The sequence below is a fragment of the Hoeflea ulvae genome (genome assembly GCF_026619435.1).
Lineage (GTDB): Bacteria > Pseudomonadota > Alphaproteobacteria > Rhizobiales > Rhizobiaceae > Hoeflea > Hoeflea ulvae.
This window is the reverse complement of sequence record NZ_JAOVZQ010000001.1, coordinates 4,492,655-4,505,846: the sequence shown is the minus strand read 5'-3', so window position 1 is coordinate 4,505,846 and position 13,192 is coordinate 4,492,655. Positions and strand designations below refer to the sequence as shown.

At 62.3% G+C, this 13,192-nt stretch carries 11 protein-coding genes; 4 read left to right on the top strand and 7 right to left on the bottom strand.

What is annotated here, in order from left to right:
• The first annotated feature begins 5 nt into the window (after positions 1-5).
• Positions 6-332 (top strand): heavy metal-binding domain-containing protein, encoded by a 327-nt coding sequence (locus OEG82_RS21475; RefSeq protein ID WP_267614377.1) that lies wholly within the window; start codon positions 6-8, stop codon positions 330-332.
• Between the two features lie 13 nt (positions 333-345).
• A complete protein-coding gene (locus OEG82_RS21470) occupies positions 346-1,800 on the top strand; it encodes a glutamate synthase subunit beta (RefSeq protein ID WP_267614376.1) in 1,455 nt (484 codons plus the stop codon).
• 75 nt (positions 1,801-1,875) lie between these two features.
• On the opposite strand, the gene OEG82_RS21465 is transcribed toward OEG82_RS21470, so the two are convergent.
• Together OEG82_RS21465 and OEG82_RS21460 are read right to left on the bottom strand one after the other, a co-directional pair.
• The gene (locus OEG82_RS21465) at positions 1,876-3,039 is read right to left on the bottom strand and encodes an SGNH/GDSL hydrolase family protein (RefSeq protein ID WP_267614375.1); all 1,164 of its coding nucleotides are present in this window, start codon (positions 3,037-3,039) and stop codon (positions 1,876-1,878) included.
• A 57-nt stretch (positions 3,040-3,096) separates the two neighbouring features.
• A complete protein-coding gene (locus tag OEG82_RS21460) occupies positions 3,097-4,314 on the bottom strand; it encodes a lytic murein transglycosylase (RefSeq protein ID WP_267614374.1) in 1,218 nt (405 codons plus the stop codon).
• Positions 4,315-4,508: 194 nt separating this feature from the next.
• Here OEG82_RS21460 and galU point away from each other — a divergent pair, with 194 nt between their 5' ends.
• Complete coding sequence (gene galU, locus OEG82_RS21455) at positions 4,509-5,393, top strand: UTP--glucose-1-phosphate uridylyltransferase GalU (protein WP_267614373.1); 885 nt, start codon at positions 4,509-4,511, stop codon at positions 5,391-5,393.
• A gap of 47 nt (positions 5,394-5,440) precedes the next feature.
• Here the strand turns inward: galU and OEG82_RS21450 are convergent, their stop codons facing one another.
• Positions 5,441-7,027, bottom strand: coding sequence for an outer membrane beta-barrel protein (locus tag OEG82_RS21450; protein ID WP_267614372.1), 1,587 nt, complete (start codon positions 7,025-7,027; stop codon positions 5,441-5,443).
• A 138-nt stretch (positions 7,028-7,165) separates the two neighbouring features.
• On the opposite strand from OEG82_RS21450, the gene OEG82_RS21445 reads away from it, so the two are divergent.
• The gene (locus OEG82_RS21445; protein ID WP_267614371.1) at positions 7,166-8,161 is read left to right on the top strand and encodes a KpsF/GutQ family sugar-phosphate isomerase; all 996 of its coding nucleotides are present in this window, start codon (positions 7,166-7,168) and stop codon (positions 8,159-8,161) included.
• 20 nt (positions 8,162-8,181) lie between these two features.
• On the opposite strand, the gene OEG82_RS21440 is transcribed toward OEG82_RS21445, so the two are convergent.
• The 4 genes from OEG82_RS21440 to OEG82_RS21425 all read right to left on the bottom strand — a co-directional run bounded on the left by OEG82_RS21440 (position 8,182) and on the right by OEG82_RS21425 (position 13,084).
• A complete protein-coding gene (locus OEG82_RS21440; protein WP_267614370.1) occupies positions 8,182-8,637 on the bottom strand; it encodes an NfeD family protein in 456 nt (151 codons plus the stop codon).
• On the bottom strand, positions 8,634-9,650 hold the full coding sequence (locus OEG82_RS21435) for an SPFH domain-containing protein (protein ID WP_267614369.1): 1,017 nt from the start codon (positions 9,648-9,650) through the stop codon (positions 8,634-8,636). The genes OEG82_RS21440 and OEG82_RS21435 overlap by 4 nt, the downstream gene beginning before the upstream one ends.
• A 141-nt stretch (positions 9,651-9,791) precedes the next feature.
• A complete protein-coding gene (hemH, locus tag OEG82_RS21430) occupies positions 9,792-10,868 on the bottom strand; it encodes a ferrochelatase (RefSeq protein ID WP_267614368.1) in 1,077 nt (358 codons plus the stop codon).
• 161 nt (positions 10,869-11,029) lie between these two features.
• Positions 11,030-13,084: a 5'-nucleotidase C-terminal domain-containing protein gene (locus tag OEG82_RS21425; protein ID WP_267614367.1), complete on the bottom strand. Its 2,055-nt coding sequence runs from the start codon at positions 13,082-13,084 to the stop codon at positions 11,030-11,032.
• Between the last annotated feature and the right edge of the window lie 108 nt (positions 13,085-13,192).

The following is a 13,192-nucleotide window of genomic DNA, read 5'->3' as shown; positions in this document are numbered from 1 at the left end:
GATCTATGATCACATCCACCACCAACACCATCCAAGGGCGGGAGATCGTCGAGTACAAGGGCATCGTCACGGGCGCAGCCATTCTCGGCACCAATATCTTCCGGGATTTCTTCGCCGGCATTCGCGACATTGTCGGCGGCCGTTCCGGGTCATATGAAAAATCTTTGCGTGAGGCGCGTGAGATCGCGCTTCGCGAAATGCAGGACGAGGCCAGCCGGATGGGTGCCGACGCAGTCGTCGGGATCGATCTCGATTATGAAAACATCTCCGCCGGTGGCAATTCCTCGATGCTGATGGTTTCAGCCTCGGGAACGGCCGTGGTTCTCAGGTGAACAGGACAGATTTATGGGCAAGGTAACGGGTTTTCTCGAAATCGACCGGCAGACGGCGAAGTATCAGCCGGCGTCGGACCGTATTCGCCATTTCCGCGAGTTCACCATCCGGATGAGCGACCAGGAGGTGCAGAAGCAGGCGGCACGCTGCATGGATTGCGGCATCCCCTATTGTCATGGACCGACCGGTTGTCCTGTGCACAACCAGATCCCCGACTGGAACGATCTGGTCTATAACAACAATTGGGAAGAGGCGATCCGCAACCTGCATTCGACCAACAACTTCCCGGAATTTACCGGCCGGATCTGCCCCGCGCCTTGCGAGGAAGCCTGTACGCTCAATCTCGAGGATGCGCCGGTCACCATCAAGACCGTGGAACAGGCAATAGCCGACAAGGCCTATGAGCTCGGGTTCATCGTGCCGCAGGCCGTCACCAGCAAGACCGGCAAGAAGGTCGCGCTGATCGGTTCCGGTCCTGCCGGAATGGCGGCCGCCCAACAGCTTGGCCGTGCCGGCCATGAGGTTCACGTCTATGAGCGCGAGAGCCAGCCCGGCGGCCTGTTGCGCTACGGCATTCCCGACTTCAAGATGGAGAAGCATTTCATCGACCGCCGTATCGAGCAGATGGAAGGCGAGGGCGTCACCTTCTTCTGCAACGTCAATGTCGGTGTCGACAAGAGTGTCGAGGAATTGCTCGGCGAGTATGACGCGGTGCTTTACACCGGCGGATCCGAGACGCCGCGGGATGTCGGCATTCCCGGCGCTGACCTTGTCGGCGTGCATGATGCGATGCCCTATCTGGTGCAGCAGAACAAGCGCGTTGCGCGCGAGAGCATCGACAATGTCGGCTGGCCGTCGGAGCCGGTGCTGGCCGGCGGCAAGCATGTGGTGGTGATCGGCGGCGGTGACACCGCATCGGACTGCGTCGGCACGGCATTCCGTCAGGGCGCGGTCAAGGTCACGCAGCTCGACATCCGGCCGCAGCCGCCTGAAAAGGAAGACAAGCTCGCAGTCTGGCCGTATTGGGCAACCAAGATGCGCACGTCCTCCTCGCAGGCCGAAGGCGCTGTGCGCGAATTCCAGGTCGGCACGCTCGAACTGATCGGCGAGAACGGGGTCCTGAGCGGCGTGAAATGCTGCCAGGTCGATGAAAAGCGCAAGCCGATTGCCGGATCCGAATTCGTTATCAAGGCGGATCTGGTGTTCGTCGCCATCGGCTTTCGGGGCGCGATGCAGACCGGTGTCATCAGCGAGCTTGGCGACAAGCTGTCGCTGAGCGTGGACCGGCGCGGCTCGACCAATATTGTCGCCAATGAGGATGATTACCGCACATCGGTCGACAAGCTGTGGGCGGCCGGCGACGTCCGGCGTGGCCAGAGCCTTGTGGTGTGGGCGATCCGTGAAGGCCGTCAGGCTGCGCGGGAAATCGATCTCAGCCTGATGGGCGCGACCGACCTGCCGCGCTGATCGACGAGCACGGAACATCTCGGCTGTCTCCCGCTGGGGGGACAGCTGCAGTAGAAGCAATCTCACAGTGTGAATTCAGCGATTGGCCCTGGGCCAGGCAAAATTGTCGGCGCGCCCCTCGGGCGGGTCTGGCAGAATGCCGTCAATCACCAGCATGTCGCGCGGCGACCGGACAAGGCTCGCTGAAGCCGGCATGTCGCCCAGGAGGGCAGAACCGCCGTCCAGATCCGGATCGGTCATGGCGACGGGCATGGTCCGCATCACCGCGACGGCAGTCTCTCCGGGAGCCGTCGGCATGAACAGTTCCGGAAATACCGAATCATCCATCGTGGTCACGCCGGATGCCGCAGCGTCGCCAAGCAGCCTTCGCACGGACTTTTCCGCATAGAACGCGATCTTGCGCCGGCCGGCCTTGGTCAGGTTGATGCCGTCCGAGCCGCGAAGCCGGACCTGCTGGCCATTGATATCGGAGCCGGTGAAGATGAACTTGCCTTCCTCGTCGACAAAGCCGTCCCAGATGTCGATGAATTCGCCGCCGGCCTGGGCGACGAGCTTGCGGTAGACGCCGTTGAGCGCCACCATGTCCGTGGTCATGCTGGGGGATTTGAAGGCCGGCAGGCCGATCCATACAAGCGGCGTGTTGCCGGCCCGCAGGATCCTGATCAGCTGCTGGGTGCGGCGCTCATATTCGGCCATCCAGTTGACCGAGCGGACGGCCTCACGCTCGCCATTGACGACGAGCTGCTGCCTGTCATTGGATCCGACCTGGACGACGATGATCGCCGGCTGGACCTCTTCGACGATACCGGGCGCGTTTTCGGGCCAGTTGTAATAATCGTCACGGACCAGACCGGATGATCCATTGGTCCGGTCGACAACCACAACGCCCGGCGCCTCGGCAAAGGCCTCGGTCAGGCCGTCTGCAGCGCCATTGGCCAGAAAGTCGCCGAGCACGAGGATCTTCCGTGCGTCTTCGAGCTTTTCCACCTTCGGCTCCGGCGGGGCGGCTGCCCTGGTGGTGCGTGCGGGTTTCTTCACCCGGCTGGTGCGCGGCGCCGTGGCGGTGGAGGCCGCGGGTTTCTGGCTCTTGTTGCCACCAAACAGCAATTGCAGGATGGATTTGCGCTCGACGCGCTCCTGCGCCGCAGCCGTCTGCGCACCCTGCAGCACCGTCCCGCCCGCCAGGACAGCGATCAGCAGGACGGCCACAAGGCGCAGGATTGGCAAACGAGCAAACACGCGGGATCTATCTCCGGTTCGACCTCGGAACAGTCGCGACCCAGCGCTCACCGGTGATCAGTGGCGGCGGATCGCCTCCAGTATCTTCTGCGACGGAATCGCTTCGCCGGTCAAGCCGGCACGCGACTGGAAGCTGGCGATCGCGGCGCGTGACCCGGAGCCGAAATTGCCGTCGATCTCGCCGTCATAATAGCCAAGTTTCTTGAGTCGCGACTGCAGCTCGAACTTTTCCTTGACGTCGAGGGTGCCCGCGGGCCGCGGCCAGCGCTGGTCGACGCCGCCATAGCCGGCGATCTCATCGGCCAGCACGCCGACGCCGAGCGCGTAGGAATCGGAGTTGTTGTAGCGCTTGAGGACGAAGAAGTTCTTGCTCATGAGGAAGGCCGGACCATTGGCGCCGCCGGGCATTTTCAGCTCGGCGCGCCTGTCCCCGTTGGGGAAATTCCTGCCGTCGGGCCGGGTGAAGCCGAGTGCCGTCCATTGCGACAGGGTCTTGGTCTGGCCCGAATATTTGGCGCCGCCGCGTGGGGTGACGGCCTCGTAACCCCAGGTCTCGCCGGGTCTCCAGCCGTTCTTCTTGAGAAGGTTCGCCGCGGTCGACAAGGCGTCGGGGATGGAGTTCCAGATGTCGCGATGGCCGTTGCCGTCAGCATCGACGGCGAAGGCGAGATAGCTTGTGGGAATGAACTGGGTGTGGCCCATCGCTCCGGCCCAGGACCCGGTCATTTCCCGGGTCGAGATGTCGCCGGCCTGAAGGATCTTCAGCGCTGCCACCAGCTGGTTGCGGGCGAACTTGGCGCGCTTCTTGTCGGCATAGGCCAGTGTGGCCAAGGCTTGCGGCACATAGTGCAGCCGGTCCGTCTTGGTGAGGATCTCGCCATAATTGGATTCCATCGACCAGATCGCCAGAAGAACGGAGGCGTCCACGCCGAAATGCCGTTCGATGGCCGCCAGGGTCTTGGCATGGCGTGCCGCCATTTCACGGCCCTTGGCAATGGTGTAGGGATTGACCCGGGAATCGAGATAATCCCAGACCTTGGTGGTGAATTCAGGCTGGTAGCGCGCCTTTTCCAGGACCTCGGGATCCGGCGTGGTGACGCCGTTGAAGGCCTTCTCATAGGTCGAGCGCGAGATTCCGGATTTTGCCGCTGTGCTGTAGAAGCTTGAGACCCATTGCCGGAAGCCGGCGTCAGCATGGGCGGGCAAGGGAGCCAGAATTCCGGCAAAGAGGCAAAGGCCGGCGGCGCGAGCAAAATTCCTGGGCGATCGGATCATGTTCCAAGCATCCTGTCGTTGGGGCTTCAAGGGGTGACTGATAGGCAATCATAACCCGTAGCCGTCAACAAATCGTTTACCATATAAAGACACGCGATGCAGCCTTTGCCGGTTCCCAATGCTTGTGCAGTCGTGCAAGATTGCGCGGCCAGGATGCAACCGACAGGTTTATCGATGAAGAATGAGGGAAAAATATGAGCGAATTCCGCAAGATCAGAAAAGCAGTTCTCCCGGTTGCCGGACTGGGAACCCGCTTTCTGCCGGCGACCAAAGCCGTGCCCAAGGAAATGCTGACCGTTGTCGACAAGCCGGTGGTCCAATACGTCGTTGAAGAGGCGATGGAAGCCGGCATCGAACATTTTGTCTTTGTCACCGGACGCAACAAGGCGGTGATCGAAGACCATTTCGATATCCAGTTCGAACTGGAAGCAATGCTGCGCGAACGCGGCAAGACCGTCGAATTGCGATCGCTCGAAGACATGCTGCCAAAGGCGGGCGCCACCAGCTTCACCCGCCAGCAGGCGCCGCTTGGCCTGGGCCATGCCGTGTGGTGTGCCCGCGACATCGTCGGTGACGAACCCTTTGCCCTGCTGCTGCCGGACATGGTGATGCGCGACCGGGTCGGCTGCATGACGGGCATGGTGGAGCTCTACAACAAGGTTGGCGGCAATATCGTCGCCGTGGGCGAGTGTGATCCCGATCTCGCCCACAAATACGGCATCGTCGGCAAGGGCGAGGAGCTCGACGGCGGCTTCCGCATCACCGAAATGGTCGAAAAGCCCGCCGCCGGCACAGCGCCGTCGAATTTCTTCATCAATGGCCGCTACATCCTGCAGCCGGAAATTTTCGACATCCTGTCCAGGCAGGAACGTGGCGCCGGCAACGAGATCCAGGTGACGGACGCCATGCTCAAGCTTGCCGATGAGCAATCCTTCTCGGCCTATCCCTTTGGCGGAGAAACCTATGACTGCGGCTCCAAGGAAGGTTTCATCCTGGCCAATGTCGCCTTTGCGCTTGAACGGGAAGATATCCGGCCGCGCGTCGAAGCCGCGCTGAAGAGCCTGATCAACCGCGCCTAGCGTTCTTTGCTGACAGGATCACCGTGCCGGGCCGCTGGTCCGGCCGGTCATCTCCGCAATTTCAGGCCGAGCCCGATGCGGGTGGTCTTCTCGTCGGGAATGCCCGGGTTGCGGGTCAGTTCGTAGCTGGCCTCGGCCTCCAGGTCGAGATAGCGGTTGATGCTCCAGGTCAGGCCGGCCGAGGCGCCATAGATGCGCTCGTCGCCGCGGCCGCCGCCAGCGGTGTAATTGGTAAACTCCGCCGTGCCGCCCAGGCGGGCCACAACGGCACTGTGGATCTGCTGGGTCAGGCCGGAATTGAGCTGGTAGACGATCGCGCCCGATTCGCCGGCTGCCGTGGCTGCTTCCACCGTCGTGGCCACGCCCAGCAGGACACTGGTTCCGCGAAGCGGCGACCAGGTGAGGGTGCCGTCCAGGGTGAGACCGGAAATATCATTCAGGCTGGCGTCATCGAGCTCCCGCAGAAGATAGCCTGCCGCCAGTTCCCCGGAGAGCTTCTCGCCCATGTCGATCTCGGCGCCGGCACGCACGCCATAGGTGTTCGAGGAGCGCTCGGCGCCGGTGCTGTCGATACGCTGGTCGTATTTCTCGCGCCCGACCGAGGCTTCCAGAAAGGGAATCAGCGCCGGTGACAGCGCATAGCCGATGCGGGTGGTGAGTTCGGCGCCGACGGTGTCGCGATCATTGACGGCGACCGTGCCGCCATCGGGCAGGGTGACATCGCCATAGAGCGTGCGGGTCATTTCCAGAGTGGTGGTGCCGCGCAACAGGCCGAGATCCCGCTGCAGGCCGACGCTGGCGCGCAGATCGTGGATGCCTGACTGTGTTGCCGCACCGGCGATGGCATTGGCATCGGTGCTGCTTTCCTGGGAATAGCTGTAACCCGCGCCGATGATCGCAGTGAGGTCATTTGCCAGATCAAGGTTCAGACGCGCATCGAGATCGGCCTCCGGCGATTCTGTGCCGGTGCCGGAAATGTTTTCCTCCCAGCTCGCCGAACCGTCGATGGCAAGCTGATGGCGCGACCAGTCCGACTGCAGGGTGCCGGATACGGTCGTCTCGCTGTAGGTCCGGCTGGTCTTGTCCGCCCCGAAGCTGACGGTCTCGCGCACGATCTTCTGATCAATTGTCGGTCGCAGCGTCAAGGTTCCGAGCATGAAGCCCGGAACCGCAGAGGGATCGGGCTGCTCTGCTTCAGGCAGCCCGTCGACGGTGCCGATCCGGGCATTCTGGGCTCCGAGACTGTCGGCAAAGTCCTGGTCGGCCTGGCTCAGCTGGGTGGGCGGGGCAATGCTGCCGGTCTGGTCTTGCGGCTGCGCCGTATCCGTCTGCTGCGTCGGTGCGTCGGCTTGAGTGGTGCCGATTGCCTCCTCAATGCCGGGCAGCGAAGCCTGGTCATCGCGGCTTGTCGGCAGAGCGCCATACAGGGTGGCTGCGGCCCTTGATTGCGGCGTGGAGGCCTGGGTGGTGGTGCCGCGCAAGTCGTAGGTCTCGGGGAGGGTGGACGAACCATTGACGGATTGCGCCTGAGCGGCAGCAAGCGCCGACAGCAGGCAGGCCGCGGACACGCCCAGGCGATAGCCCGCGCGGAGCGCTGTCGCTTTCGTCTGTATCTTGTCGCTGGGATTGCGCATGCGTGGTCGGGTCCGGACTCATCCAAATCTTGTGAAACCGTAAACACTTGTGGTTAACGCAAGGTTTCCGGTCCGGCTTTTGGCAGATTGATCGCCTGCTTGATGGACACGGCCACGGCAACGCGATATTCCCGCCTGATGAAGAAGATCCTGGAAAACTACCCGACCCAAGATATCGTGCTTTCGGCGGGGCGCACGATCCGGACCGAGAAGAATGGTCTGGATGCGCTCGCCGCAGCCCTGGAAAATGGTCTGGCGGAGCCGTTCGTGCGGGCTGTCGAGGCCTTGGGCGTGATCACCGGCCGGGTGATTGTCACCGGTGTCGGCAAGAGCGGACATATCGGCGCGAAGATCGCCGCAACGCTGGCCTCGACCGGGACACCGTCGCATTTCGTCCACCCGGCGGAAGCAAATCACGGCGACCTGGGAATGATCGCGCGCGACGATGCGATCCTGGTGCTGTCCTGGTCCGGCGAAAGCGCCGAGCTCAAGGGCATCCTTGCCTATTCCCGCCGGTTCCAGATCCCGCTGGTGGCGTTCACGGCCGGCGAGCAATCCACCCTGGCGCGGGAAGCCGATATCGTCATGCTGCTGCCGCGCGAGCAGGAGGCCTGTCCGCATGGCCTGGCGCCGACCACATCAACCCTGATGCAACTGGCCCTGGGCGACGCGTTGGCGGTTGCGCTGCTGGAAGCCAAGGGCTTTACAGCCGGCGATTTTCACACCTTCCATCCCGGCGGCCAGCTGGGCGCCAATCTGGCGCATGTCGCCGATGTCATGCACACCGGCGATTCGGTGCCGCTGGTGCCCTCGGGCACGCCGGCGCAGGCAGCCATCATGACGCTTTCCCAGTGCAAGTTCGGATGTGTGGGTGTGACAGGTCCCGATGGCCGGCTGATCGGCATTGTCACCGATGGCGATGTGGCGCGCAATCTGGGGCAAAACCTGGTCGACAGGCCGATCGACACGATCATGACCAGCGCGCCGAAGACGATCGCGCCGACAGCGCTTGCCAGCACCGCCATGGCCATCCTCAACCAGAATGCCATCGGCGCGCTGATCGTGACCGATCAGAACCTGTTGCCGATCGGCATCGTCCATTTCCATGATCTGCTCAGGATCGGCGTGGCCTGACCGCTGGCAGCTTGCAGGCGTCAGGCAGGCTCGACAGTGAGGCTGCCGGCTTGCGCGGCGACAATGCGCACCCGTGCGCCGGCGGGCAGTTCCGGGCCCTCGACGATCCAGGTCGTGTCATCAAGCCTGATGCGGCCCTTGCCGTCATTGATGGCATCTTGCAGGGTTGCCGTGCGTCCGACCAGTCCTTCGGTGCGGCGGTTGAGCATTGGCTGGTCGCTTTCCGCATTCGATCCGGTGAGCTTGCGGCCGACAAGCGCCATCACCACCGCCAGCACAGCGAAAATCAGCACCTGCAATTGCCAGCCCCAGACTTGCGTGCCCCATAGCGGGAAGGACAGGGCGCCGACGATGATCGCCGCCAGTCCGATCCAGAGCAGAAAGACGCCCGGGATCAGGATCTCGAGCCCGAGAAACACCAGCCCGATGATCCACCAGATCCACGGGCCGAGCTCGGCTGCCAGTCCGGCAATCATGCGTCCCGCTCCGGGGTCAGTCCGGCGGAAATGCCGGGGGTGGTGGTGCTGCGCGACTGGCGCGGCGCGGACGATGGACTGGCCGGTGACGGGTCGCCATCCCTGCCGAACACGTCGCGGGCGATTGCACCGATGCCGCCCAGGCTGCCGATCAGGGCGGAGGCTTCGAGCGGCATGAAGATGACCTTCTGGTTCTTTGCCGAGGCGATCTGACCCAGCGCTTCGGTGTATTTCTGCGCAACGAAGTAGTTGATCGCTGCGGGATCACCTTCGGCGATCGCGACCGACATCATCTGCGTCGCCTTGGCCTCGGCCTCGGCCAGCCGTTCGCGGGCCTCGGCGTCGCGGAATGCGGCGTCGCGACGGCCTTCGGCCTCGAGGATGGCGGATTGCTTGGCGCCTTCGGCCCGCAGGATCTGGGCATTGCGCGAGCCTTCGGCTTCCAGCACATCCGCGCGCTTTTCGCGTTCGGCCTTCATCTGCCGGCCCATCGCTTCGACCAGATCCACCGGCGGGGCGATGTCCTTGATCTCGATGCGGGTGATCTTTATGCCCCAGGGAGCTGCGGCCTGATCGACGACACGCAGCAGCCGGTCATTGATCGCGTCGCGGTTGGACAGAAGTTCGTCCAGATCCATCGACCCCATCACCGAGCGGATATTGGTCATGGTCAGATTGAGCAGCGCCTGTTCGAGATTCGAGACCTCGTAGGCGGCCTCGGCAGCATTGAGGACCTGGTAGAACGACACCGCATCGGCGGAAACCGACGCATTGTCCCCGGTGATGACTTCCTGGGTGGGAATGTCGAGCACCTGTTCCATGATGTTGATCTTGCGGCCGATCCGGTCGACGAAGGGAACGATGATGTTCAGTCCCGGCGTCAGCGTCTTGGTGTAGCGGCCAAAGCGCTCGACTGTGAAGGCAAAGCCCTGCGGCACAGTCTTGATCCCGGAAAACAGCACCAGAATTGCGATGACGACGACGACGATGACCGTGATATCCAGTCCCAACATGCCCCAGGCCTCCTCAGCCTCTTAACTCGGATTCCGCGGACCCTTTCACACAGCCGGCCGGTCCGGCAAGACCTAACGATCCCGCAGGGCGATTATCTTGGCAAAACTGTCAGACTTTGGGCCGGAGGGCGAGAACGCGGTTCAGACCCAGCCCTGCAATTCGCGCCTGACAATGGTTTCAAGCACTTTCATACCGCCATCGGAATCATTGAGGCAGGGGATATGGGTGAAGTGCTCGCCGCCGTTGTGATGGAAAGTCTCGGCTGCCTCGACGGCGATTTCCTCGAGCGTTTCGAGGCAGTCGGAGACGAAGCCGGGATTGATCACCGCCATGCGCTTGACGCCGTCCTGGGCCATCTTCTCGACGGTCTTGTCGGTGTAGGGCTGCAGCCATTCTTCCGGCCCGAAGCGCGACTGGAAGGTCGGGACCAGCTTTTCCTTCGACCAGCCCAGCCGCTCGCGGACCAGCCGCGCGGTCTTCAGGCACTGGCAGTGATAGGGGTCGCCCTTGAGGAAATAGGATTGCGGAATGCCGTGAAAGGAGGCCAGAACCACTTCCGGTTTCCAGTCGAGACCGGCGATATGGGTCTCGATCGAATTGGCGATCGCCTCGATATAGGCCGGATCGTCATGATAGGGCGGAACGGTTCGCAGCGCCGGCTGCCAGCGCATGTCCATCATCGCCTGGAAGGCCTTGTCATTGACCGTAGCGGTGGTGGCGGCAGCATATTGCGGATAGAGCGGAAACAGCACGATGCGGTCACAGCCGGCATCCTTGAGCGCCTGCAGCTTGTCGGGAATTGAAGGCTGGCCATAGCGCATTGCCCAGTCGACCTTGACCGAGGGATGGGCCGCCAGCGAGGCGCCGAGCCTGTCAGCCTGGTTGCGGGTATAGGTCCGCAGATAGCTTTCATCGAGATCCTTGTTCCAGATCGTCTCATAGGCCTTGCCGACACGCCCGGGCCGGGTGTTGAGAACGATGCCGAACAGGATCGGGTACCAGAACACACGTGACCATTCGATCACCCGCCTGTCGGTGAGGAACTCCTTGAGATAGCGCCGCATCGACTTGTAATCGGTGCCGTCGGGCGTGCCGAGATTGACCAGCAGAACGCCGATCTTCTGGATTTTGACCGGCGGATGTTCGGGCGGCAGTTCGCCCACGCTGCGGCTGGCCTCGTCAGACAGGATCACGCGAGTGTTCAAGATGGTGTCCATTTCATTCGGTTTGCAGGATCGTTGATGCGTTGTGTCGGAACATAGTGGCACGATCGGACAAATCAATCATCCGGGGTGCGGCTAATTCCCGTGCATGCGCTTGCTCCAACGCAAAAGGGCCCGGAAGAACCGGGCCCTTGCAAATCGCGTGATGGAATACCCTACTTGGCGGGGATAGTCAGGGTGGATCCGATCGTCAGGTCCGTGGCCGTTGCGGATGCATTGGCTTCGGCAATCTTCGTCCACATTGCGCCATCGCCATAATAGGTCTTGGCGAGATCCCACAATGTGTCGCCGGCAGCAACGACATGTTGCTCGGCCGGCATGGCGGCGTCGGTGGCTGCAGGCGCCTCCTTGGTCATGGCCGCATCTTCGGCGGGCTTGGCCTCCTCGGCAATCACCGGAGCGGAATTGCTGAGATCCTTGAAGCCTGCGAGCGGCTCGGGAACCTGAACCGGCGCCGTGCCGGGGGTCATTTCAATCGCCGGTTCCGCGGCGGTTTCTGCTGCAGGTGCAGCCTCTGCAGCAGGAGCTGTTTCTGCCGCAGGTGCCGCTGCCTCGGCAGCCGGAGCCGCTTCCGCCTCAGGTTCGGCGGCTGGCGCCATTTCGGTTGCTGCGGCCACCACCCGGCCATCGGTGTAGGGTGTGTAGGGGTTGTTCTTGGCCAGATAGTCGGCAACCACCTGTTCAAGGCCGGGGCCGAAGTCATAGGCGTTCATACCGGCGGACGCGAAGATGGAATAGCCATCGCCGCCGCCACGCATGTAGTTGTTGGTGGCCACGCCATAGACGGCATCGGGATCGATGGGTTCGAAGCCGTCACCCGACTTGACTTCGACGGAGACGATCCGCGAGCCGGCCTCGGCGTTCTTGTCGAAGGTGTAGCGAAGACCCGCGACCTGTGCGAAACGACCGCCGCCATCCTCGATCTGGCTGACGCCGTTTTCGAGGGCAGAGACAATGTCGGCACCCTTCATCTCGAATGTGGCCAGCGTGTTCTGGAACGGCAGCACCGAGAGCACTTCGCCCATGGAGATTTCACCGGCATCGATGGAGGCGCGCAGACCGCCGCCGTTCTGGATGGCGATGGTCACGCCCTGATCGCCGACCCGGTCGATCATCGCGTCCGCCACCAGGTTGCCCATTTCGCATTCGCCGGCGCGGCAGGTGTCGCGGCCGCCGTCGATCGGTGCGGTAGTGGAGGAGACCAGACGTGTCTTCAGTTCCTCGATCGGTGCGCCGAGTTCCTTGATGCGTGCCAGCACGCCTTCATCGGGGGTGATCGAGCTGTCGAGCAGCAGCGGATCGCCCTTGGCTTCCTTGACGATGCCGTTGTCATCGAAGGTCACGGTGAATTCGCCGAGATATTTCGAGTAGGACGCGGCCTGGGTGACCGGAACCTTGTAACCGTCCGGGTTGTCGATCATCGTCGGATAAGGCCCTTCGGCCTTGTCGTCGGTGTTGGACAGCAGCGAGTGCGAGTGACCGCCGACAACGACATCGACGCCCGGGATCTTCGCAATCAATTCCTTGTCGCGCGGATAGCCGACATGGGTCAGCGCGATGATCTTGTTGATGCCTTGCGCCTGCAGCTTCTCGACCTCGGCGGTGATTGTCTGGATGTCGTCGGCAATCAGGATATTGGGGCCGGGAGAGGCAATGTCGGGAGTGTCGTTGGTGACCGCACCGATGATGCCGATCTTCTCGCCACCGACCTCAAGGACGATGGACGGCTTGATCCGGTCGCCGACCTTGGAGGAGGCGCTGGCTGCGACATTGGCCGAAAGCACCGGAAATTCGATCACGTCGAGAAACGGAACCAGAGCTTCCTCGCCGTCATCAAACTCGTGGTTGCCCACGGTCATGGCGTCGAACTTCATCAGATTGAGAAACTCGGCTTCGACGGTGCCCTTGTAGGTGGTGTAAAACAGCGAGCCTTGGAAGTTGTCGCCACCATTGAGCAGCAGCACATTGCTGCCGTCGAGCGCGGAACGACGGTCGGCGATGGCTGTCACCAGACGTGCGGCGCCGCCAAAGCACTTGCCTTCGGTCTCATCTTCTGCCGAACAGGTGGATTCATATTTGTTGTTGGATTCAATGCGGCTGTGCCAGTCATTGATATGCAGGATGTTCAGCGTGTAATCGGCAAAGGCCGCGCCTGAGCTCAGGCCCAGTATGGACGCGGACAAAAGCGCCCGTTTGATGAGTGTGTTCATGGAATGGCTCCCTGTTTTGGTGCTCTGACCCTGTTGGCAATCCCCATGTGCGGAGCTTGCCAGAGGCTTTGGGTGATGGTTTCATTATCGGCGGACAACATCAAGAGC